The 22,692-nt window shown below is 44.6% G+C and carries 15 protein-coding genes, 8 tRNA genes and 1 pseudogene; 18 read left to right on the top strand and 6 right to left on the bottom strand.

Annotated elements, in window-relative coordinates:
• Nucleotides 1-23: 23 nt before the first annotated feature.
• The 3 genes from guaA to JC525_RS11465 all read left to right on the top strand — a co-directional run bounded on the left by guaA (nt 24) and on the right by JC525_RS11465 (nt 4,443).
• Entirely contained in the window at nt 24-1,601 is a 1,578-nt protein-coding gene (gene guaA, locus JC525_RS11475; protein ID WP_198815964.1) for a glutamine-hydrolyzing GMP synthase, read from the top strand.
• Between the two features lie 217 nt (nt 1,602-1,818).
• Nucleotides 1,819-3,441 (top strand): methyl-accepting chemotaxis protein, encoded by a 1,623-nt coding sequence (locus JC525_RS11470; protein WP_198815963.1) that lies wholly within the window; start codon nt 1,819-1,821, stop codon nt 3,439-3,441.
• A gap of 99 nt (nt 3,442-3,540) precedes the next feature.
• Nucleotides 3,541-4,443, top strand: coding sequence for a histone deacetylase family protein (locus tag JC525_RS11465; RefSeq protein WP_198815962.1), 903 nt, complete (start codon nt 3,541-3,543; stop codon nt 4,441-4,443).
• Nucleotides 4,444-4,546: 103 nt separating this feature from the next.
• Here JC525_RS11465 and JC525_RS11460 read toward each other — a convergent pair whose 3' ends face one another.
• The 6 genes from JC525_RS11460 to folD form a co-directional block, all read right to left on the bottom strand.
• Nucleotides 4,547-5,563 carry a phospholipase A gene (locus tag JC525_RS11460; RefSeq protein WP_198815961.1) on the bottom strand — a complete coding sequence of 339 codons (1,017 nt, stop codon included), beginning with the start codon at nt 5,561-5,563 and terminating at the stop codon, nt 4,547-4,549.
• A 35-nt stretch (nt 5,564-5,598) separates the two neighbouring features.
• Nucleotides 5,599-6,441 (bottom strand): MBL fold metallo-hydrolase, encoded by an 843-nt coding sequence (locus JC525_RS11455; RefSeq protein ID WP_198815960.1) that lies wholly within the window; start codon nt 6,439-6,441, stop codon nt 5,599-5,601.
• A gap of 38 nt (nt 6,442-6,479) precedes the next feature.
• Nucleotides 6,480-8,198: a proline--tRNA ligase gene (locus tag JC525_RS11450; protein ID WP_198815959.1), complete on the bottom strand. Its 1,719-nt coding sequence runs from the start codon at nt 8,196-8,198 to the stop codon at nt 6,480-6,482.
• 154 nt (nt 8,199-8,352) lie between these two features.
• Nucleotides 8,353-9,072 carry a tRNA (N6-threonylcarbamoyladenosine(37)-N6)-methyltransferase TrmO gene (tsaA, locus tag JC525_RS11445; protein ID WP_198815958.1) on the bottom strand — a complete coding sequence of 240 codons (720 nt, stop codon included), beginning with the start codon at nt 9,070-9,072 and terminating at the stop codon, nt 8,353-8,355.
• A 260-nt stretch (nt 9,073-9,332) separates the two neighbouring features.
• Nucleotides 9,333-9,899, bottom strand: coding sequence for a DUF1415 domain-containing protein (locus JC525_RS11440; RefSeq protein ID WP_198815957.1), 567 nt, complete (start codon nt 9,897-9,899; stop codon nt 9,333-9,335).
• Between the two features lie 105 nt (nt 9,900-10,004).
• Entirely contained in the window at nt 10,005-10,859 is an 855-nt protein-coding gene (folD, locus tag JC525_RS11435) for a bifunctional methylenetetrahydrofolate dehydrogenase/methenyltetrahydrofolate cyclohydrolase FolD (RefSeq protein WP_198815956.1), read from the bottom strand.
• Between the two features lie 390 nt (nt 10,860-11,249).
• On the opposite strand from folD, the gene JC525_RS11430 reads away from it, so the two are divergent.
• The 15 genes and pseudogenes from JC525_RS11430 to JC525_RS11360 form a co-directional block, all read left to right on the top strand.
• A tRNA-Pro gene (locus JC525_RS11430) sits at nt 11,250-11,326 on the top strand.
• A 23-nt stretch (nt 11,327-11,349) separates the two neighbouring features.
• Nucleotides 11,350-11,426: transfer RNA gene (locus JC525_RS11425), tRNA-Arg, on the top strand.
• Nucleotides 11,427-11,515: 89 nt separating this feature from the next.
• Nucleotides 11,516-11,591, top strand: a tRNA-His gene (locus JC525_RS11420).
• Nucleotides 11,592-11,598: 7 nt separating this feature from the next.
• A tRNA-Leu gene (locus JC525_RS11415) sits at nt 11,599-11,683 on the top strand.
• Between the two features lie 42 nt (nt 11,684-11,725).
• Nucleotides 11,726-11,802, top strand: a tRNA-Pro gene (locus tag JC525_RS11410).
• 168 nt (nt 11,803-11,970) lie between these two features.
• Nucleotides 11,971-12,046, top strand: a tRNA-His gene (locus tag JC525_RS11405).
• 7 nt (nt 12,047-12,053) lie between these two features.
• Nucleotides 12,054-12,137: transfer RNA gene (locus JC525_RS11400), tRNA-OTHER, on the top strand.
• A 43-nt stretch (nt 12,138-12,180) separates the two neighbouring features.
• Nucleotides 12,181-12,257: transfer RNA gene (locus JC525_RS11395), tRNA-Pro, on the top strand.
• Nucleotides 12,258-12,609: 352 nt separating this feature from the next.
• The gene (gene tig, locus JC525_RS11390) at nt 12,610-13,914 is read left to right on the top strand and encodes a trigger factor (RefSeq protein ID WP_198815955.1); all 1,305 of its coding nucleotides are present in this window, start codon (nt 12,610-12,612) and stop codon (nt 13,912-13,914) included.
• Between the two features lie 98 nt (nt 13,915-14,012).
• Nucleotides 14,013-14,642 (top strand): ATP-dependent Clp endopeptidase proteolytic subunit ClpP, encoded by a 630-nt coding sequence (gene clpP, locus JC525_RS11385; protein WP_105931666.1) that lies wholly within the window; start codon nt 14,013-14,015, stop codon nt 14,640-14,642.
• A gap of 74 nt (nt 14,643-14,716) precedes the next feature.
• Nucleotides 14,717-15,991 carry an ATP-dependent protease ATP-binding subunit ClpX gene (gene clpX, locus JC525_RS11380; protein ID WP_105931757.1) on the top strand — a complete coding sequence of 425 codons (1,275 nt, stop codon included), beginning with the start codon at nt 14,717-14,719 and terminating at the stop codon, nt 15,989-15,991.
• Between the two features lie 341 nt (nt 15,992-16,332).
• Nucleotides 16,333-18,684 (top strand): endopeptidase La, encoded by a 2,352-nt coding sequence (lon, locus tag JC525_RS11375; protein WP_198815954.1) that lies wholly within the window; start codon nt 16,333-16,335, stop codon nt 18,682-18,684.
• A 321-nt stretch (nt 18,685-19,005) separates the two neighbouring features.
• The gene (hupB, locus tag JC525_RS11370; RefSeq protein WP_012518978.1) at nt 19,006-19,278 is read left to right on the top strand and encodes a nucleoid-associated protein HU-beta; all 273 of its coding nucleotides are present in this window, start codon (nt 19,006-19,008) and stop codon (nt 19,276-19,278) included.
• A 307-nt stretch (nt 19,279-19,585) separates the two neighbouring features.
• Nucleotides 19,586-21,478 (top strand): SurA N-terminal domain-containing protein, encoded by a 1,893-nt coding sequence (locus JC525_RS11365; protein WP_198815953.1) that lies wholly within the window; start codon nt 19,586-19,588, stop codon nt 21,476-21,478.
• Between the two features lie 708 nt (nt 21,479-22,186).
• Nucleotides 22,187-22,516 (top strand): annotated as a pseudogene (locus tag JC525_RS11360) (M20/M25/M40 family metallo-hydrolase); the annotation flags it as partial.
• Nucleotides 22,517-22,692 lie beyond the last annotated feature (176 nt).

The following is a 22,692-nucleotide window of genomic DNA, read 5'->3' as shown; positions in this document are numbered from 1 at the left end:
GTTGGAATAGAAAAAGGCTTTTTATGAGTTTAAACATACACGACCAACGCATACTTATTTTGGATTTTGGCTCGCAATACACGCAGTTGATCGCGCGTCGTGTTCGCGAAATCGGTGTTTACTGTGAACTTTGGGCATGGGATGTGACCGAAGAACAAATCCGCGAATTCAACCCGCAGGGTATTATTCTGTCAGGCGGCCCTGAGTCGGTAACCGAAGAAGGCTCACCACGCGCGCCTGAGTACGTATTTGAAGCCGGCGTGCCGGTGCTAGGCGTGTGCTACGGCATGCAAACTATGGCACAGCAATTAGGTGGTGGTGTACTGGGTTCAGACAAACGTGAGTTTGGTTATGCACAGGTTGAAGTAATAAAGCCAAGCCCGCTGCTGGATAAAATTGAAGATGCTATTGGCGATAATGGCGCAGCACTTTTAGATGTATGGATGAGTCACGGTGATAAGGTAGCGGCGATTCCTGAAGGTTTTGAAACCATTGCGCAAACCGCATCTTGCCCGCATGCAGCTATGTATAACGCTGAAAAACAATTCTACGGCGTACAGTTTCACCCTGAGGTAACGCACACTCGCCAAGGCATGCGATTGCTTACTCAGTTCGTTATGGACATCTGTAAATGCGAGAAGCTTTGGACTGCTGACGCCATCATTGATGATGCAATTGAGCGCATTAAACAAAAAGTAGGCGATGAGAGAGTCATTTTAGGGCTGTCTGGTGGCGTTGATTCATCAGTAACCGCTATGTTGCTTCATCGTGCTATCGGCAAAAATCTGACCTGTGTGTTTGTTGATAATGGTTTGCTTCGTTTAAACGAGGCTGATCAAGTCATGGAAATGTTTGGCGACCACTTTGGTTTAAACATTATTCGAATTGATGCTGAAGAACGCTTCCTTGATCGCCTTAAAGGTATAGAAGATCCTGAGCTTAAGCGTAAAGCTATCGGTAATGAATTCGTTCGCGTGTTCGATGAAGAAGCGGGCAAGCTTGAGAACGCCAAATGGTTAGCGCAAGGTACTATTTACCCAGATGTGATTGAGTCAGCGGGCTCTGCCACAGGTAAAGCACACGTTATCAAATCGCACCACAACGTGGGCGGTCTTCCAGAAGATATGGAACTTGGCCTTGTTGAGCCACTGCGTGAACTATTCAAAGATGAAGTTCGTAAAATAGGCCTTGAGCTAGGCTTACCATACGACATGCTTTACCGTCACCCTTTCCCTGGCCCAGGCTTAGGCGTACGTGTACTTGGTGAAATAAAGAAAGAGTATTGCGATTTACTGCGTCGTGCTGATGCAATCTTTATCGAAGAACTATACGCGGCTGATTTGTATCAAAAAGTTAGCCAAGCGTTTACGGTATTCCTTCCAGTTCGCTCTGTGGGCGTAATGGGTGATGCCCGTAAATACGACTGGGTGGTAAGCCTTCGAGCTGTAGAAACCATCGACTTTATGACAGCGCATTGGGCACACTTGCCATACGATTTCCTAGGTAAGGTGTCGAACCGAATTATCAATGAAATCGACGGCATCAGCCGTGTGGTTTACGATATTTCTGGTAAGCCACCCGCTACGATTGAGTGGGAATAGGCCGCTAATTACTACCTATTCTTAGCCAACTATTCTTAGTTATTACATTAAAAGAGCCCGCGGGCTCTTTTTTATTGTCTGTAAAAACGCTGAGTACCATTTAGTATAAAGATAAATATAAAAGTATTTATTGTTATACCTAGGGTGTCACTTAAATGTCACAAAAATATCATTTAATGGCGCCGTCCTACTTACAATTCATACTAAAGGTTAAGCCGTGTTCAACTACACAAGCATCAGCCGTTTGGTGATGACCCCCGTCCTCGCCAGCTTTCTCATTCTTGTCCTACTAAACGGCGCGTCCATCTATAAGTCGTTTTCACTGCTTAACTCTTTTGACGAGCTGGAGAACACCCTTGTTCAGTCAGAACGTGACGTAAATACTACGCTTGGTACGTTTAAAACGCAGGTGCAAGAGTGGAAAAACGTATTGCTTCGTGGCTACAAGGAAAGTGATAGAGAAAAGTACTGGGATCGCTTCAAACAACGGGAAGCTGAGATCACCCGTCAGTTTGACATAATGCTAGCAAATGGCGTCATTAATGACGCTGTTAAATCCGACATACGCAAGTTTCAGCAGGCTCACTCAGTCATGGCTGAAAAATACCGAGAGGGGTATGACGCCTTTATCAATTCAGGGTTTGACCCAAAAGTAGGTGACAGCTATGTTAAGGGTATTGACCGAGAGCCTGCTGAGCTTTTGTCCACCATAGCGTCAGATATTGCAACAGATTCAGCAAATGCAATTGCTGAACTTAAATCAAGTACTCGCGCTATGCTTTGGATGATTTTATTGGCCGCCATTGTACTGTCTGTACTTTCTATGGTGTATGTGATTGCTCGACTGCGCTCCCAAGTCATTAATCCAACTAAACAAGTCGCCGCGTGCATATCAAACCTTGCCAACAGTCGTTACGATTACCACTTAACCTATTCGAGTGACCATGAACTCGGGATGCTGGCAGATTCAGCGCGCGCACTGCAGTGCAAGCTAAAAGACTCGGTGGCGCAATTACAGCAAGCTGAGAAAGAAATGGAAAAAGCGTTCGGAACACTAGGTAATGTTAGTCAATCCATCATGGAAGGCGCGAATGGCCAGCGAGATGCTTCCAGATCTCTTGATAGCAGTACAGATAAGCTTAGAGAGATTGTGCAAAACTTGGTAGCAATCACTGACCAAGTGGCTGTAGCAACGAATAATTCAGAAAAAAATGTGGCAAGCTGTTATGCGACTTTTGAAAGTGCAAACGCAGGCTTTAAACAGCTGGCTAAAACGGTGACAGAGTCGAGTAATATCGTATTAGACCTTCAAACGCGCAGCACGAATATCTTGAAAGTGGTAAACGTTATCAACGAAATTGCAGATCAAACGAACCTGCTTGCGCTTAACGCAGCCATTGAAGCTGCCAGGGCAGGGGAACACGGTCGAGGTTTTGCTGTAGTTGCAGACGAGGTTCGCGCGCTAGCGGCTAAAACACAACAGTCGACGAAAGAAATCAACGATATATTGAGCAGTTTCGAGGCTGAAGCAAAAGGTGCTGTGTCAGCAATGTCCTCAGGTAAACAGCTATCCGATACTAACGCAGCTGAAGCGGCGGCCGCTCTTGAAACGCTGAATAATGTGGTGAGAGATATAAAAGAAACCGCAAGCGTTGTTGTTGCGTTAAACGATGCAGCTGACGAACAAGAAGCGGTGCTGCATCAGGTAGAGGCAATTATCAGCAATGTGGTTACATCGTCAGAGAAATACCATCAGTTGGCGCAGCGTGACGATATGTCTCGCTCTATGAAAAGTATGTCAGATAACGTGGAAAAAGTGGTGAATAGTTTGACCCGCTAATCCCTATTTGTCAGTATAAATCGATAACTAAAAGGAGCGCATTGCTCCTTTTTTCATAGCGCGATGCGCGCTTGTTTTCGAGAAATTACGCTGATCCCAATGACAACACCACTTGTATTTCATCCGATTTATAGCCAACTAGACCTTCCCGAGCGTCACCGCTTTCCAATTGAAAAATATGTGGGAATTCGCGATGCACTCATAAACCGCGGTGTTAGTGCGACTCGGTTTGTTAAGCCGGAGCCTATCAGCGATGAGGTGCTCACTAGCTTCTATGATCCTATGTACGTTGAGGCGCTCACCGCAGGTTCGTTAGATAAGAAAGCCATGCGGCGTATTGGCTTCCCTTGGTCGCAGCAGCTGATTGAACGCACCCGCACAGCTGTTGCTGGTACTTGTTTAACTGCGTCACTTGCGTTAGAGAATGGTAAAGCCCTCAACCTCACAGGGGGGTATCATCATGCCTTTGCAGATTTCGGCTCTGGTTTTTGCTTATTCAATGATTTATACCTTGCCGCTAAAACCATGCAGAAAAATTCATCCATCGATAATGTGCTTATCGTTGATTTAGACGTGCATCAAGGCGACGGTACGGCAAAGCTTGCTGAGAATGATTCAGATATTTTTACCTTATCCATTCACGGAGAAAAAAACTTTCCGCATAGGAAGCAGCATTCGGATATTGATATTGGCCTAGCTAAAGGCACCGAAGACGATGAATATTTAACTACGCTTGAACAAGCGCTGACATTAGCTTTACGGCAATTTCAGCCAGACGCCATTATCTACGATGCAGGTGTCGATGTGCACGTGAATGACGATTTAGGGCATCTACATATTTCTACCCAAGGCGTTTATGAAAGAGATAAGCAGGTGTTTGCTTTGGCCGATCGCTTAGGTGTTCCGATAGCGGCAGTGATTGGCGGGGGGTACCAAAGAGATATTGCAGCACTGGTGGATGTGCACATTCAGCTTTATCGCGCTGCCGGTGTGATTGATTAGCTGCAACGAATATATAGCGAAAAATAAAAAGCGCGCTCAAACAAGATAATAAAAAAACGAATCGTTTGTAGCGCGCATTTTATTTCAAACATGCTTAGTTGTTTTACAAAAAGAGTAACTGGAATCCGATACCAATACGCTCTTGAGAACGGTTATAGTCGATAAGCGAGTCGCCGTACCCGTTAAAGTACTGAAGAAGCACTTCATAGCGGTCTGAAATTGGATAAGTAAAGTCTAGTTGAATGCTGCCTCTGTTTTCATCAAAGTCCAGGTTGTTTCTAAGCAGCGCAAGTACTTTGAAAGCACCAATTTTTCTACCGTACCCAAACTCCATACGGCCGTAATAGTCTTCGATATCAGGGTTATCATCACCAGTAGGATCTAGAGGGTCTTCTTTTTCATCTTCAGGAATGCGATACCACGTTTTAAGATAATAAATATCGTCGTTGTCACTAAATACAATAGAGGCAAATAGGCGGTTCCAGCTTCTTGATTGTAGACCGCTTTGCCCATTAGACATGTGATTGAAGCCTACTTGAAATGTATTAAATTTATATCCCAGTACGGAATAATCAGCGGTTTCCTGCCAAAAAATTTCTGGCTCGTAGTTGGTCTCGCGAAACGGCTTAGATGCCTCGCTATTATACAGCTGCCAAAATGATGTCAGCGTAAAGCCAAAATACACCCCGTCGAATCCTGTATCTTCTAAGTAAAGGGGGAGTTTGGCACTGACTTGGAATTTTGCTTCTTTATTGTCGACGTTTTCGTCCGTCAAGTCTTCGTTTCCAGTGGTATTGGGGTTGGAAACGTAAGTAATGGGAAGCAGGTAATTTTGTCGATGTTGCGTAATAGCAAACACGTTATCCAGTGCTTCTTTATCGCCTTCTAAACGGTCATCTAATGCGCTTTCGGAAGTGGTATCTCGCTTGATGATATCTATGATTTCAATGCCGTCTTCATCTTGCGAGGCATCACTGACGTCGCTTTGAGTAGATTCCTGTTCGACGCTTTCAACTGTCTGGGGCGGGTTATTAACAACATTTGATGATGTTTCTTGTCCACACACACTCGCGCTAGCAGCAAATGCAGCCAAAAATACAAAAGGCTTTAACACTGACACCTTAAATTCTCCGTAACATGGGGTTATTGTTGTGCTTAACTGAAGTCCAGTGTTTGGCCTTCGGATGATGCAAAAACATGTAAAGTAGACTCTGCTACTGTGACATATTCATTACAATGCTTTACAACATCATCTATATCGTCATCGGTACGTTCTGGATCATGACTATATAGTGCTAATTTTCTTGCATTGGATGCCATTGCTAATTTTACTGCTTCCTCGGCCACAGAATGGCCCCACCCGTTTTTAGCTGGCATATCAGTTAGCATATACTGTGCATCGTGGATAAGTAAGTCTGCATTCGCGGCAAATTTAGCAAAATCAATAAAATCAGTTTCTTTTTTATAGGGAGGGTAAAGTTCATTATCTGTAATGTAGGCAACCTTCACACCGTCAGCTTCAATGCAATATGCGCTGCCGCTTCCCGGGTGATTCATTGCAAGTCTCGCGATTTTCGCACTTCCTATCGCGAAGGCTTTTTCTGCTTTCGGAATATCAATGAGTGATATGTTTGCTTTAAGCGCACTCCTTGGTACGGGAAACAACGAGCCTTCCATTTGTTTTAAAATTTGGTCGGGTTCTTCAAATATGGTTTGCCCGGGGTAGATATTTATTTCTCGTTCCGCTTGGTATATTGGAGGAAAAAAGGGAAAACCCTGGATGTGGTCCCAATGATTATGGCTTAGCAAAAGATGAATAGGCGTGTTCTTTTTCACTAAGTGCTCGCCAAGTAGGCGAATGCCCGTACCCGAGTCGAGGACGATGTCGGTACCGTCCTCAAGCTCGATATGAACGCATGCTGTGTTACCGCCATAGCGAACGAAAGCTGCTCCCGGTGTGGGTATAGACCCTCTTACGCCATAGAATGTTAACCGCATACGCCCTCTTTACTTTAACTTTGGGGCAAGTTCAGATGTTAGAGTGCGGCTACAAAGTCTTTTGCTGCGCTGAGATCTAATAACTGCTTCTCGCCAGTACGTCTATTTTTATACTCAACCTGTTGATTATCTAGGTTTCTTTCACCGATAACAATACTGTGAGGTATACCAATTAATTCCATGTCATTGAACATAACACCTGGGCGCTCTTTTCTGTCGTCAAACAGCACTTCTACACCTAGCGAGATAAGCTCTTCGTAAAGGGCTTCGGCCGCTTCTTTGATACGATGAGACTTATGCATATTCATTGGTATTAATGCAATTTTAAACGGTGCGATAGGATCTGGCCACTTTATGCCAAATTTATCGTGATTTTGCTCAATCGCTGCCGCGACTATGCGTGATACGCCAATGCCGTAACAACCCATAGTCAGCGTTTGATGTTTACCTGACTCGCTTAGCACACCACAATTCATGGCCTTTGAATATTTTTGGCCAAGCTGGAATATGTGGCCTACTTCAATGCCTCGTTTAATATCAAGGGTGCCTTTACCATCAGGAGACGCATCACCCGCCACCACGTTTCGAATATCAACACCGGTTATATCTTCTGACCAGTTAGCGTTAATGTTCACCTTACCGCCTACGCCAGCTCCAGTAGTGAAGTCTGCAAGGGCTGCTGCGCTGGCATCAACATACATGGGAATCGGCAGGTTATTTGCGTTAGCAAACAACGGAGAAACGCCAAGAATGTCTTTTGCCTGTTCGAAAGAAGCTTCAACAAGCGGTGTAGCAACACCCTCTAACTTTTCTGCTTTAACGTCATTTAACTCATGGTCAGCACGTAGCACTAATGCTACCCACTTATCAGAATTTACTTCCTCACCTTTGTCGTTAAGTTCGTTAGCGGCTTTAACCAAGATAACTTTAACGGCTTTTGTTACATCTGCTTCAACGCTTTTTAAAATAGCGTTGAAATCTTTACCCTTGGCATCTTTTGTTTCAACAGCCGCGCCAGAAGGCGTCGCTTTTTCTGGAGCAACGGCTGCTGCCATTTCAACGTTTGCTGCGTAATCGCTGTCGCTTGAGAACGCAATATCGTCTTCGCCCGAAGCCGCAAGTACGTGGAACTCGTGAGAGTGGTTACCACCAATTGAACCTGAATCTGCAATTACCGCTCTAAAGTCTAGGCCCATACGCGAGAAAATGGCGCAGTAGGCGTCGTACATTTTCTGATAGGTTTCTTCTAAGCAGCTGTCTTCTAAGTGGAAGCTGTAGGCATCCTTCATAGTAAATTCGCGACCACGCATAATGCCGAAACGGGGGCGTACTTCGTCGCGGAATTTAGTTTGAATTTGGTATAGATTAAGTGGAAGCTGCTTGTAGCTGCTAATCTCATTACGTACAAGCGCAGTAATCACTTCTTCGTGCGTAGGGCCTAATACAAAATCACGCTGATGGCGGTCTTTAATGCGAAGCAATTCTGGGCCGTATTCTTCCCAGCGACCAGATTCTTCCCACAAATCGGCGGGTTGAACAACCGGCATAAGCACCTCGATTGCGCCCGCTTTATTCATTTCCTCGCGAACGATATTAGCGACTTTATTTAGGACACGAAGACCTGATGGCAGCCAAGTATAAAGACCTGAAGCTAGCTTTCTGATCATGCCAGCTCTTAGCATAAGCTGGTGGCTAATAACCTCTGCGTCTGCAGGTGTTTCTTTCTGCGTGGCAAGCAAATATTGACTAGTGCGCATGTAAAGCAGGTATCCTGTTATAAATGTATTTATGAGCGTAAGTGTAGAGGCCTATCAAAAAACCATTTAGGCAGAGATAAGACGTCACACGTTTGGGCGTATTCTAATTAACTGTGAGCCTTTTCGCCACAGACGCTTAACACTATTCGTGTAATTATCCCAACGGAGCGAGTTCTGTGACCCACACAACCGCGTCTTTTATCATAAAACCCACGTCAATATCGTATAGCGTGACACGATAGGTTTTTTCGTCATTATCATGCTGCTGTTTATAGGCAGGGCGAGGATCTTGTGCAAGCACAGCGGTCACAAGAGTGGAAAAATCACGATGTCGATGTTCAATTTTGGCTAGCGTTGTCGAGAGATTCGGCGCGAAAAATACCTTTCGATGGGGGATAGGATTAATGTCATCGAGGGTGTCGTTCGCTCCAGAAATACTATCAGCGTAGGAAATATAAGGTTTGATATCAATGAGTGGCGTACCGCTTACTAAGTCTACCCCTGCGACTTTTAGCGTTACTTTGCCTTCCTCTATCGTCACGCCCTCGTTTTCAACGACAGACATGCCAATACTATTTGGTCTATGAGTGCTTCGGCTTGCAAAAACGCCTATGGTAGCGTTACCGCCTAATCTGGGGGCTTTTACCGCGCTTTTCCAACCACGTTCAATATTTTGATGAAATACGAATAAAAGCCACAGGTGACTATAGCTTTCGATACCCTTTAGCATATTGATGTCGTTGAAACCTTCGTTGAAGGTAATGGTGCCTTTTGCTCTGGCTAGATTGGCCTGTCTTGGTACAGCAAACTTTTGCTTAAAAGGCGTCTCAATAGTCGCAATGCTCGACACTTCAAAGGAACTAGTAGAGCTCACGCGGTATTCCTATTGTCATTAAATGTGAGTTGAATTGTCATATATCTCTCATAATTGGCATGTACTATAACGCTTCAAGTTAACGCTTGGACCAAGCAAGGATGTTTTTGTCGAAAAGACCACGTCCTTCTTTGGTTTCCCTGGAGTAATTCAATTCTTTGGCCTGCCAAAGCTCGTACTTAGTTTACCGTTTGAGAAAGCGCTATAAATAGCCTTCCACGCAGCGTGCTAAATTAACTAACGTGCTTTATAGGGTGGGCTTATCTTTTTTTAAGTCCCTCTAGCACATTTTCAAAATAGGGGCAGCCCAGTGCCTGTGCCTTCTCGATGTTATGACTAAATATCTTCTCTGCATCCTCTTCTTTTTTCATATAGCGCGAAATGTCAGCTTCGCGAATTAAGTGCAGAAGTGGGTAGGGGGAGCGATTCGTGTAGTTTTCAGCATCGTCTACGTCACTACCGTCGAACACATAGTTTGGATGGAAGCTGGCCAGTTGGTAAGTGCCACTATATCCCCAATCGTGAAGCATATTATCACCAATAGCCAACACATCGAGGTACTCATCAAAATCAGCAATAGTTGAGTGGGTAAGCGCAATTAACGTTGTGGCAGTGCTTTCATTCTCTTCTAAATGCCGCAACTCATCAAAAAGGGATTGAATGACATCTCCCGTATCGCCAGCAACGACTACACAACGAATTTGGTTGGGCGTTCTTACATAACGCGCAAAGGGGCAAAAGTTGTGTTTTATTACGATATCGTCAACCCACATAAGCGTAGCATCGATAACGTGCTTATCGCACAACGAAGAGGTTGGTTCTGCCATAAAGAAGTTATTCAATTTAGGTCTGTATTTAAAGTGTGGAGAGTATAAAGCAAAAAAGGCAGAAATTTACTTTCTGCCTTAAAAATTAGATTTAATGTAAGCTCTTTATGAGTGGTATTTCACATAGGCTTCTAGGGTATTCTCAATAAGACTAGCCACAGTCATTGGCCCAACACCACCGGGTACGGGTGTAATCCAACCAGCACGTTCTTTTGCTTTTTCGAAATCTACATCGCCCACTAGTGAGCCGTCGTTTACGCGATTAATGCCCACATCAATCACAATCGCGCCCGGTTTTACCCAGTCGCCCGGTATGAAGTTCGGTTTACCGACAGCAACCACTAATAAATCAGCGCGTTGAACATGGCTTTTTAAATCTTGGGTGAACTTGTGGCAAGTGGTTACCGTGCAGCCTGCGAGCAATAGCTCTAGGCTCATTGGGCGACCTACAATATTAGAAGCGCCCACAATAACAGCATCTAACCCTTTCACAGGACGCTTAGTAGACTCGATCATGGTCATAATGCCTTTTGGCGTGCAAGGGCGTAGCGCAGGAATACGCTGTGCCAGGCGACCAATGTTATAAGGGTGGAACCCGTCAACGTCTTTATGTGGGTGAATACGCTCTAGTACTTTTTCTGCATTTAAGCCCGCTGGCAGAGGAAGCTGTACCAAAATACCGTCTATCTCTTTATCTTCGTTTAGTTCGTCCACCAAATTTAGCAACGTTTCTTCTGTGGTATCAGCTGGAAGGTCGAAAGAGCGAGAGAGGAAGCCTACTTCATCACACGCTTTTCGCTTGTTTGATACATACACTTGAGAAGCTGCATCGCTGCCAACTAGCACAACGGCTAGCCCAGGCTGTCGTTTTCCAGCTTGTGTAAGCGATTCAACATAGGAGGTTACGTGTTGGCGAACTTGTTTGGCAATTAATTTGCCATCAATAAGATGAGCGGTCATAGTCTTGTACGATTCTTATATGGTTGAGTGGTCAACAAGTGCCCTATATTGTTTCACAAAATGGGGCTAATACTCTAGCAATTATTGGAAACTGACGATTACAAACATCTTGAATGCTTCTTGGAAAATAAACTAACGCTTTCCATCAACATCATCAACGCGCTATTGGCGCCTGTTTTTGTATCTTTAAGTAATCGCTCAAACAGGGCAAAAGTATAAAGATAGCGTCACCATATGATGCTCGAATTGTTCAAAAAAACGTGAGAATGGATGCTTTGTGAGCGGTTGTTTATTTTATTTGAAAAAGTGTTTGACGAGGTGGGGGGATGTCAGTAATATTCGCACCCCGTGACGGCACTGAGGCTAAGGCGTCAAGGTCGAAACGACAGTCGGTGAGTGGCGCAGCTTGGTAGCGCACTTGTTTTGGGTACAAGGGGTCGCAGGTTCAAATCCTGTCTCACCGACCATTTTTGCAGTAAAGATTCGCCAAGCGCCCGTAGCTCAGCTGGATAGAGCAACGGCCTTCTAAGCCGTGGGTCGCAGGTTCGAATCCTGCCGGGCGCGCCATGCGACTCAGGTAGGTCCTGATAGTAAGGCTGAATTTTTACGTTTATATTGCCAAATCATAGGCATGTAAACTGCAAACACACCCTATGGTGGGCGTAGCTCAGTTGGTAGAGCCCCGGATTGTGATTCCGGTTGTCGTGGGTTCAAGTCCCATCGTCCACCCCACTTTTTTGCGGGAGTGGTGGAATTGGTAGACACGCTGGATTTAGGTTCCAGTGCTTCACGGCGTGAGAGTTCAAGTCTCTCCTTCCGCACCATATTTTCAAGCTTTTCTTAAAAGCTTAACAAAGCATTCCTGTCGGTGAGTGGCGCAGCTTGGTAGCGCACTTGTTTTGGGTACAAGGGGTCGCAGGTTCAAATCCTGTCTCACCGACCATTTTTGCTTTTTCGATTTAATCAGTGCTGTCCGTCTAAGTAATTCTTCGGGCTGCTCATAATCAAATCGACATTAAGAATACAATCGAGCATAATTGTTCAATCCTTACAGCTCGACAGTCGTTTATGTGTTTTCAATTCACACATGAGACGAAAAAGGATTACTGTGGTGGGCGTAGCTCAGTTGGTAGAGCCCCGGATTGTGATTCCGGTTGTCGTGGGTTCAAGTCCCATCGTCCACCCCACTTTTTTGCGGAAGTGGTGGAATTGGTAGACACGCTGGATTTGGTTCCAGTGCTTCACGGCGTGAGAGTTCAAGTCTCTCCTTCCGCACCATATATCAAGCTTGCAAAAGTTTGTCTTAAAAAGATATCTCTGTCGGTGAGTGGCGCAGCTTGGTAGCGCACTTGTTTTGGGTACAAGGGGTCGCAGGTTCAAATCCTGTCTCACCGACCATTATCTTCTCTCAATCTTATCATTATCTCTTTTCGTATTTTTCACGAACACCTGCTTATTTGTTTCAAAACCGCGCGTAAAGTCTTGCTTTTTGCTCAAAATGCATTCAAAAGCGTGTTACAAACTTGTGTTTGCCTCTCGACTCTTGTGGTATGCGGCTGTATACTACCGCGTCTTTTTTTAACCAGTACGTTTGCTTCAGGTTGGTATTTTGACGCGAGTTCGCGACCTAACTTTGAAGTGATTAACGTCGAATAACGACCTCTACCCCGGCGTGATATGCAATTAATGCATGACGGGAGAGGGGATTGGGAACAAAGCGCCTGTAAAGGCGTATAGTTGAGGTAACATAATGCAAGTTTCAGTCGAGACGACCCAGGGTTTAGAACGCCGTCTTACTATCACCGTTCCATCTGATACGGTTGATTCAGCAGTTAAGTCACGCCTACAGCAGTTGGCAAAAACACAACGCATCAACGGCTTCCGCCCAGGCAAAGTTCCTGTAAGCGTAATCAAAAAGCGTTTCGGCCAGGCAGTTCGCCAAGAAGTCGCTGGCGATGTTATGCAGCAAAACTTCTACCAAGCAGTGATTCAAGAAAAAATTCAGCCTGCAGGTATGCCTAAGTTTGAACTGACTAAAGATGAAGACGGTCAGGACCTAGAGTTTGTTGCATCTTTCGAAGTCTACCCAGAAGTAGAAGTGAAAGGTGTAAGTGATATCGAAATCGAGAAGCCAGTAGTAGAAATTACTGACGAAGATTTAGATAACATGATGGAAACCCTTCAGAAGCAGCACGCCACTTGGAAAGAAGTTAAGCGTAAAGCGAAGAAAGACGACAAAGTAATTATCGACTTTGTTGGCTCTATTGATGGCGAAGAGTTCGAAGGCGGTAAAGCTGAAGACTTCGCGTTAGAGCTTGGTAAAGACCGCATGATCCCTGGTTTCGAAAAGCCACTCGTTGGTGCGAAAGCAGGTGAGGAAGTGACTATTGAAGTGACTTTCCCTGAAGATTACCATGCAGAAAACCTGAAAGGTAAAGACGCTGTATTTAAAACTACCGTCAAAAAAGTTGAAGGTCTAGATCTTCCTAAAGTTGACGAAGAGTTTGCAAAGCTATTCGGTGTTGAAGAAGGCGGTGTTGACGCGCTTAAAGCAGAAGTTCGCAAGAACATGCAGCGTGAACTAAACCAAACGCTTAAAGCGCAAGTTAAAGAAGATGTTATTGCAAAGCTTGTAGCAGCAAACGAGTTTGACATTCCTGAAGCGCTTATCGATCAAGAAGTCAATGCACTTCGCGAGCAGGCCAAACAGCGTTTTAGTCAGCAAGGCGGCGGTCAGAACCTACCAGACCTTCCTGCTGAATTGTTCACAGACAACGCTAAGCGTCGTGTTTCTATTGGTCTACTTCTAGGCGAAGTGATTAAGCAGAACGAACTTAAAGCGGACGAAGCTAAAGTTAACGAGATGATCGAAACTGCCGCTTCTGCGTATGAAGACCCTCAAGAAGTTATTGATTACTACAACAATAACCAAGAGCTTATGCAGCAAATGCAAAACGTTGCGCTTGAAGAGCAAGCTATCGAGTGGGTTCTTGAGCAAGCAAAAGTTACTGAAGTAACTAAAGCTTTTGACGAGGTTATGAACAAACAGGCGTAATTTTTTACTGTCTGATTGACAATACTTGTCAGCAACTGCTTAAATGCTCGGAGCCTTCCGAGCATTTTTGTTTTTAACGCTAGATAATCAAGGTAGCTATGACTAATACCCCGTTTGACCCAATGAATGCACTTGTTCCTATGGTTGTAGAGCAAACCTCTAAAGGTGAACGCTCATACGACATTTATTCACGTCTTTTAAAAGAAAACGTTATTTTCTTAGTAGGACAAGTTGAAGATCACATGGCCAACCTCATCGTTGCTCAAATGTTGTTCTTAGAAGCGGAAAATCCAGAGAAAGATATTTTCCTATACATCAACTCGCCAGGCGGTTCAGTTACTGCGGGTATGGCAATATATGACACGATGCGCTTCATCAAGCCTGACGTGAGCACAGTATGTATGGGTCAAGCTGCAAGCATGGGCGCATTTCTTCTTTCTGCAGGTGCGAAAGGTAAGCGTTATTGTCTACCTAACTCGCGTGTTATGATCCACCAACCGCTGGGTGGTTTCCAAGGTCAGGCATCTGATTTTGAAATACATGCGAAAGAAATTCTGTCTATTAAAGAGAAATTGAATCGCCTAATGGCAGACCATACCGGTCAAGACTATGAAAAAGTCGCGCGCGATACAGATCGCGATAATTTCCTAAGCGCAACAGAGGCAAAAGAATATGGCCTAGTTGACCAAGTTTTAGCAAATCGATCTGACGTAGCCGGAACTAAGTAGTATAGTTATAGTAGACCTGAGTCAGTGCAAAGCACGTTTTGGTTTTCGGCTCAGGTAAGGCAGAGGCAAAAGTAATGAGTGATAAGCAAAGCGGTGACGGTGATAACAAGCTACTGTACTGTTCGTTTTGTGGCAAAAGCCAACACGAAGTAAGAAAGTTGATAGCAGGCCCGTCGGTATTCATTTGCGACGAGTGTGTTGAGTTATGTAACGATATCATTCGCGAAGAAATTAAGGAAATCGCGCCAAAGCAAAAGCAGGACGCTTTACCTAAACCAAGTGAAATTCATGCTCACCTTGACGACTATGTTATTGGGCAAGAGCATGCAAAGAAGGTATTGTCAGTAGCGGTGTACAACCACTACAAGCGTTTGCGTAATGGCGATGTTCATGATGGCGTTGAGCTGGGCAAAAGCAATATTTTGCTTATAGGCCCTACGGGAAGTGGTAAAACGCTTCTCGCCGAAACCTTGGCGCGCTTGTTGGATGTACCGTTTACAATGGCTGACGCCACCACGTTAACCGAGGCTGGTTATGTGGGGGAAGACGTAGAAAACATTATCCAGAAGCTTCTTCAAAAATGCGATTACGACGTTGAAAAAGCACAGCGCGGCATTGTGTACATTGACGAAATTGATAAGATTTCTCGTAAGTCTGATAATCCGTCTATTACACGCGATGTATCCGGTGAAGGTGTTCAGCAGGCACTTCTTAAGCTGATCGAAGGCACGGTTGCTTCGGTACCACCTCAAGGCGGTCGTAAGCATCCTCAGCAAGAATTCCTACAAGTTGATACTTCTAAGATCCTCTTTATCTGTGGCGGTGCGTTTGCTGGACTTGATAAAGTTATCGAGCAGCGCGCGCAAAAAGATACGGGCATTGGTTTTGGTGCAACAGTTAAGTCGAAAGACAACAGCAAGCAAATCAGCGAGTTGTTCAAACAGGTTGAACCTGAAGACTTGGTTAAATACGGCCTGATACCAGAGTTTATTGGTCGTCTACCGGTTGTAACCAGCCTTGAAGAATTAAATGAAGAAGCGCTGATTCAAATTCTACGCGAACCTAAGAATGCGATTACCAAGCAATACGGTGCGTTGTTCTCAATGGAGGACGTTGAGCTTGAGTTCCGTGACGACGCTTTAAATGCAATAGCGAAAAAGGCAATGGTTCGCAAAACGGGAGCTCGCGGCCTTCGTTCAATTGTTGAAGCTGTGCTGCTTGATACCATGTACGATCTTCCTTCAATGGATGATGTGAGCAAGGTTGTCATTGACGAGACGGTTATTCGCGGCGAGTCGAAGCCTATTTTGATTTACGACAGTAATGAGAAAAAAGCAGCGTCTGAATAATAGTTAGCGTTACTAAACTTGTCTAAAAAGGTCCTTCGGGGCCTTTTTTAATTGCTGTTGCCTATCTCTTTCGAGCCAACAAAAATCATATACCTGTTCGAAATATTGATAACTTGAGCGATATTTAACCGCTTGAAGCCATACAATCTATCCTTTCTGCTAGATTTTCCAGTTAAGTGTTGCCTTAAACGAAAAAATCGATAATGGTTATAGTATAGGTCAACAGGCCCTAGAGCAGGGAAGGTAAGATAAAGGAATTAACGCACTTTAATAAGTTTCGATTGAACTTTGCTCTTGCATCCCCATATAAAAATGACATTTCAAACAAATTGAGAACAAGTATGACAGTTGAGCGTGAAAATCGCATTGAAATTCCTGTGCTTGCCTTGCGGGACGTGGTTGTTTACCCGCATATGGTCATACCCCTATTCGTTGGGCGTGAGAAATCTATCCGGTGCCTTGAAGCGGCAATGGAGAATGACAAACAAATCTTCCTAGTAGCACAAAAAGATGCAGGCGTTGATGAGCCTGAGTCAGACGATATCTACACCGTAGGTACTATTGCCACTATTCTGCAGCTTTTAAAGCTACCTGATGGTACGGTGAAAGTGCTGGTGGAGGGAAGTGTTCGCGGTGAAATAGAAAGCTACAAGCAATCCGAGCCTTTCTTTGTAGCACATGTAGATAAGCTAGAAGACGAAGGTATTGATGAAAACGAGCAAGAAGTATTAATTCGCTCTGCCGTTTCTCAGTTTGAAGGTTACGTAAAGCTCAACAAGAAAATTCCACCAGAAGTGCTTACATCACTTAACGGTATAGAGGATGCAGCGCGTTTAGCCGATACGATGGCCGCGCACATGCCCCTTAAACTTACTGAAAAGCAAAAAGTGTTGGAAATGCAGGGCGTCAATGAACGCCTTGAGTATCTTATGGCGCTAATGGAAGGCGAGATTGATTTGCTGCAGGTCGAAAAGAAAATTCGTACCCGTGTTAAAAAGCAAATGGAGAAAAGCCAGCGTGAGTACTATTTGAATGAGCAAATGAAAGCCATTCAAAAAGAATTAGGTGAATTAGACGACGCGCCTGACGAGTTTGAAGCGCTGTCTAAGAAAATCACTGACGCGAAGATGCCAAAAGAAGCCGAAGACAAAGCGAAGGCTGAACTTCAGAAGCTGAAAATGATGTCTCCTATGTCAGCTGAAGCGACCGTTCTACGAAGCTATATTGAATGGCTAACAAATGTACCTTGGAACAAGCGTTCGCCTGTGAAAAAAGACCTTTCCCGCGCTGAAAGTGTGCTTAATGAAGACCACTATGGTCTGGAAAAAGTAAAAGAGCGCATCCTTGAGTATCTCGCGGTTCAACAGCGCGTGAAAAAGCTTAAAGGCCCGATATTATGCCTTGTAGGGCCTCCAGGCGTTGGTAAAACCTCGTTAGGTCAATCGATTGCAAAAGCGACCGGTCGAAAATATGTGCGTATGGCGTTAGGCGGCGTGCGTGATGAAGCCGAAATTCGTGGCCACCGTCGTACTTACATCGGCTCACTGCCGGGCAAGTTAGTGCAGAAAATGGCAAAAGTTGGTGTTAAGAACCCACTGTTTTTGCTCGATGAAATAGACAAAATGTCTTCAGATATGCGCGGCGACCCAGCGTCAGCGCTCCTTGAAGTGCTTGATCCAGAGCAGAACAATAGCTTTAGTGATCACTACCTAGAAGTGGATTACGATTTGTCTGACGTGATGTTTGTTGCTACATCAAACAGCATGAATATTCCTGGGCCGTTGCTTGATCGTATGGAAGTGATTCGCTTGTCAGGCTACACCGAAGATGAAAAGCTTAATATTGCTAAGAATCATCTCATCGGTAAGCAAATGGAGCGCAATGGCCTAAAAACCAAAGAACTTGAAATTACCGATTCCGCCGTCATTGGTATGATTCGTTACTACACCCGTGAAGCAGGTGTACGTAGTTTAGAGCGCGAAGTGTCTAAAGTGTGCCGCAAAGCCGTGAAAGATATCTTGCTGAAGAAGAGCAAAGATAAGGTGGTGGTAACACAGGATAACCTTAAAGATTACCTTGGGGTGCAGCGATTCGATTACGGCAAAGCGGACAAGGACAATCAAATCGGTCAGGTGACCGGTCTTGCGTGGACTCAAGTAGGTGGCGATTTGCTTACCATCGAAACCACGTCAGTCCCTGGTAAGGGCAAAATGACGTCAACGGGTTCGCTAGGTGACGTTATGCAAGAGTCGATTAAAGCTGCGATGACGGTAGTGAGAAGTCGCGCTGAAAAACTTCGCATCAACGATGATTTTTATGAAAAACGTGATATTCACGTCCATGTACCTGAAGGAGCTACACCGAAGGATGGCCCAAGTGCAGGTATTGCGATGTGCACTGCGCTGGTCTCTTCACTCACCGGCAACCCTGTGAAATGTGACGTGGCGATGACCGGAGAAATAACCCTGCGCGGTGAAGTGCTCGCGATTGGCGGCCTTAAAGAAAAACTACTGGCAGCCCATCGTGGTGGTATTAAAACAGTGGTTATTCCGAAAGAAAATGAACGTGATTTGGAAGAAATTCCAGATAACGTAAAGAAAGATTTGTCTATTCACCCGGTCAAGTGGATTGATGAAGTACTTGATATCGCACTTCAGGAGCCAGTGGAAAGCTTTGAGGTGGTTAAAAAATAACTGACGTCGTGGCTGTAATCCTTTAATTTTAAAGGCGTGCAGCCACATTTTTTATATAAAATTGCAATAATTGTATAAAAAACGTTCGTTGGCGGAAAGAAAAGCCTATTTTTTTAAAAATAGGGCTTTCAAGTCACAAAAGTTGTGTTACCTTTAAATGGTATTCGCTTGAAGCCTTGCCACAAAAGGGATTGCAGCGATTCATTAATAAAGTTAATTAATTGTGACTGAAGCTTGATGTTAACAAGCAAGCTTGCTATAACGTCCAAGCAAAAACGTTTTGGACAAACAGTATAATAACAATCGAAGGGGATCATAATTGTGAACAAGTCTCAACTTATCGACCAAATCGCTGCTGGTGCAGACATTTCTAAAGCAGCCGCTGGCCGCGCTCTCGACGCATTCACTGACTCAGTAACTGCGGCGCTTAAAGACGGCGACCAAGTAGCACTAGTAGGCTTTGGTACTTTCTCAGTTCGCGAACGTTCAGCTCGCAGTGGCCGTAACCCACAAACTGGTGAGACTATTCAGATTTCAGCAGCGAAAGTTCCATCTTTCAAAGCTGGTAAAGCACTGAAAGACGCTTGTAACTAAGCAAAAAATTATAGAAAAAGGCGATGGCTAGTCCATCGCCTTTTTTATTTGTGAACAAAATAATTCAATATTGGGGTAAGCGGCTTGACGTGACCTCACTATTTAAAGTCAGAATAATCCCTGAGGCGTCATGAGTCTTGTGCTTAGCCTCGCAATGCGGTTTCAACGCAAAAGACGACACAATTAGTGTGTTTTGGCGTTTATATTCGGCAGCATTGGGTTATAATCAGCGCTTATTTTACCTGGCCCTTGCCAATTAATGGTGTGCCTCGGTAATTGTAGTAAGCAACGGAGTTGAAGAACAATCATGCTAGAAAGAATCAGAGAAGGTTCTCAAGGCCCTTGGGCGATGGCAATTATTGCGCTTATCGTCTTAAGTTTCGTATTCGCAGGCGTAGGAAGTTATCTGACGTCATCAGGTACTACTGCAGTAGCTACTGTTAACGGCGAAGAGATTTCGGCACAAGAACTAGAGCGTGCATATCAAAATCAGCGTGCACAAATGGAATCACAATACGGCGAAAGCATTGCTCAGCTTTTCTCTAGTGAGCAGTACCTTGCAGATTTCAGAAGAAATGTTTTAGACAGACTGATTGCTGAGAAGCTAATTCAGCAGCAAGCTACCGATATGGGCTTGCGTGTAAGCGATGAACAAATTCGTGAAACCATAGTTCAGATGCCTGAATTTCAGTTCGGGGGTCAGTTCGATAACGAGCGATTCCAGGCTATTCTTCGTCAAAATGGTTTTCAAGTAGCCGACTTCCGCGATTATTTACGCGTCCAGATGACGCAGAATCAGTTGGCCGCTGCCTTGACTAACTCTTCGTTTGCTCTTGATGGTGAAGTGGAGCTAGCAAATGCGCTTCAGCGCCAAACTCGAGACGCCAAGTACGTATTAGTGAGTTCTGACGAATTTGCGAGTTCTGTTGAAGTAACTGATGCCGATGTTGAAGCTTTTTATAACAACAATATCGCGTCTTTCGACACAGAAGAACAGGTTAAACTTGCCTACGTAAAACTAAGCGTTGAAGACTTAAAAGGCCGCGTCTCTGTGAATGATGAGGCTGTGCGCACTTATTACGAAAATAATATTGCTAGCTACGGCACTGAAGAAGAGCGCCGCGTTTCTCATATTCTTATTGAAGCGGCTGACGACGTAGACGGTGCCAGAGAGAAAGCTCAATCACTTAAAACCGAGCTTGATGCTGGCGCTGATTTTGCCGCTCTTGCCAAAGAAAATTCTGACGATACTTTTTCTGCCGAAAATGGCGGTGATTTAGATTTCATTACACCAGAGATGATGGACCCTGCGTTCGACGAAGCGGCGTTTGCATTAGAAAGTGTAGGTGACGTATCTGATGTTGTTGAAACTGACTTTGGTTTTCACATTATCAAGCTAACTGAACTAAAAGAAGCACAAGTTAAATCGTTTGACGAAGTGGCTAGTGAAATTCGCGACACGCTTCTTTACGATGCAGCAATGGAAAAGTATTTTGAGCTTCAAAATACGCTAGCTGAGATTGCATTCGAAGTGCCAGATACGCTAGAAGACGCAGCTAATGCGGTCGATTTGCCTGTTCGGGAATCGGTATTGTTCAGTCGTAATACAGCGCCCGCAGACCTAAGTTCTCCGGGGTTACTAGACGTTGCGTTTTCTTCTGAATTGGTAGAAGAGGGGCTTAATAGTGATATTATCGAGCTAGACGAAGAGACCGTTGTTGTTGCTCGTGTAGTTGAGCATCAGCCTCAGCGTACACAGTCGCTTGATGAAGTACGCGAAGGTATTGAAGCATCAGTGAAGGCCGAGAAATCAAGAGAAGCAGCGGAAGCATGGGCATTTGACGTAGCTCAAAAGGTACGAGCAGGTGAAAGCGTTGAAAGTGAACTCTCCGCAAAATCTGTATCTTGGCAAACGGCAACCAACGTCCAGAGAGCCGGCGGTACGTTATCCCGTGCGCTGGTTGACACTTTATTCTCTCTTGCCCTTGAAGGTGATGATAAGGTTGACGTCGCAACGACAGTAAACGGAGATGTGGCTGTAGTTATGCTTGAGGGCGTAAACCCAGCGCCGGCCCTTGAAAGTGAGCTAGGTGAAAGCCTTAAGCAGCGCTTAGCGCAGGTTCAGGGGCAGCGCGTTTATCAGCAGTATATCGATGCATTACGTGCAAGCGCCGACGTAACTATTTCCGAAGCTCTGTAGAGATTTATCCACTGCCCCCCATAGTACAACGAAATGGGTGGGCATAGAGGATACAGCGTTTTAAAGCCAGCATAGTTCATTATGCTGGCTTTTTTATTGAGTGTGCAAAGTAGTTAATGTTGAAAGTGATGCCCCAAATTCAGTGCAGAACCTGGGAAGAGTTCGGTAAAGCTGAAGGGCATTCTAAGAAGAGGTGCCTTCAAAAGAGAACTTTGAATAACGAGTTTGTGAAAGAGAGCCTTAAAAATTCAACTCAGAAACGCTATTCATGTTTTCCTAATAACGCACACTGTCTTTGAAGGTGTTTAGCACTCTGGTCTACTGAAGTTGGCTAATGCGTTAAAAAAAGCATAAGAGTGTAAAACGCAGAGATTACACCTGAGAGTACGAAGATATATAAGAACCCCTGTTTACCTTGTTCTAACGTGTACTTGTTTGCTCGCAAATAACCAAACCAAAGCAGAGATAGAATAAGTGGTATTAAGACAATAATTTTTAACACTGTAATGCCTTTTTAAAGAAGATGTTCTAGTTATAACAAGCCGCTGCGCGTTAAACAATCTCTAGCGGTAATATTAGCGTTGACTGGCGTTTATGTTTAACCTATTGAGGTGCCGAGAAAATCAACCCACGTCTGTCATTGCATCGTCTCAAAACTGTTATAAACGTGTCACCTTAAGTTCGTGTAATAGACCCAAGTTTTACTATAGGTCTATACGTATGTCTGTTCATTCCCCAGCCTTAAGTGCTTTCCGACCTTGTGAAGCGTATCTGAGCAAACCTAACAATAACGCAGAGGTATGCTTAATCACTTGCATAGAAAATGCGATAAAATCTGCAACCGGGCGCTATCCAGTGGTGAGCACATCTGGCGGTACCTCGGATGGACGGTTTTTTGCCAGTGAGGGTACGCAAGTGGTAGAGGTGGGGGTTCCCAATACAACCATCCATCAGGTAAACGAACACATCCATTTATCAGATTTACTTACCCTTGAAGATATCTATGCCGCCGTCCTTGTAAACGTGTGTGGCAGGTAAAGACACAATGTTGTTTACCACACTTAAGGCAGTTATCTTTTAAGATGTTTTGACAGCAAAGGGTTTAGATAACGTCACTAATGCAATCTAGTGAGGGCTGGTAGACCACTTCGTATTTATGGTGACGTGGTCAAGCAAATTCACACAACCCAGTTAAGCAGCTTTTTCTAAGTCCG

The organism is Alteromonas sp. IB21 (assembly GCF_016405965.1).
In the GTDB taxonomy this organism is placed as follows: domain Bacteria; phylum Pseudomonadota; class Gammaproteobacteria; order Enterobacterales; family Alteromonadaceae; genus Alteromonas.
The sequence above is the reverse complement of the archived record's forward strand: the minus strand, read 5'-3'. Positions and strand labels throughout refer to the sequence as shown.

What these genes read in the sequence shown, in the direction of transcription:
- JC525_RS11440 (WP_198815957.1), bottom strand. Translation starts at nt 9,899, where the DNA reads ATGGCAGAACCAACCTCTTCGTTGTGCGATAAGCACGTTATCGATGCT.
- clpP (WP_105931666.1), top strand. Translation starts at nt 14,013, where the DNA reads ATGACTAATACCCCGTTTGACCCAATGAATGCACTTGTTCCTATGGTT.
- lon (WP_198815954.1), top strand. Translation starts at nt 16,333, where the DNA reads ATGACAGTTGAGCGTGAAAATCGCATTGAAATTCCTGTGCTTGCCTTG.
- clpX (WP_105931757.1), top strand. Translation starts at nt 14,717, where the DNA reads ATGAGTGATAAGCAAAGCGGTGACGGTGATAACAAGCTACTGTACTGT.
- folD (WP_198815956.1), bottom strand. Translation starts at nt 10,859, where the DNA reads ATGACCGCTCATCTTATTGATGGCAAATTAATTGCCAAACAAGTTCGC.
- JC525_RS11365 (WP_198815953.1), top strand. Translation starts at nt 19,586, where the DNA reads ATGCTAGAAAGAATCAGAGAAGGTTCTCAAGGCCCTTGGGCGATGGCA.
- JC525_RS11465 (WP_198815962.1), top strand. Translation starts at nt 3,541, where the DNA reads ATGACAACACCACTTGTATTTCATCCGATTTATAGCCAACTAGACCTT.
- JC525_RS11455 (WP_198815960.1), bottom strand. Translation starts at nt 6,441, where the DNA reads ATGCGGTTAACATTCTATGGCGTAAGAGGGTCTATACCCACACCGGGA.
- guaA (WP_198815964.1), top strand. Translation starts at nt 24, where the DNA reads ATGAGTTTAAACATACACGACCAACGCATACTTATTTTGGATTTTGGC.
- JC525_RS11450 (WP_198815959.1), bottom strand. Translation starts at nt 8,198, where the DNA reads ATGCGCACTAGTCAATATTTGCTTGCCACGCAGAAAGAAACACCTGCA.
- tig (WP_198815955.1), top strand. Translation starts at nt 12,610, where the DNA reads ATGCAAGTTTCAGTCGAGACGACCCAGGGTTTAGAACGCCGTCTTACT.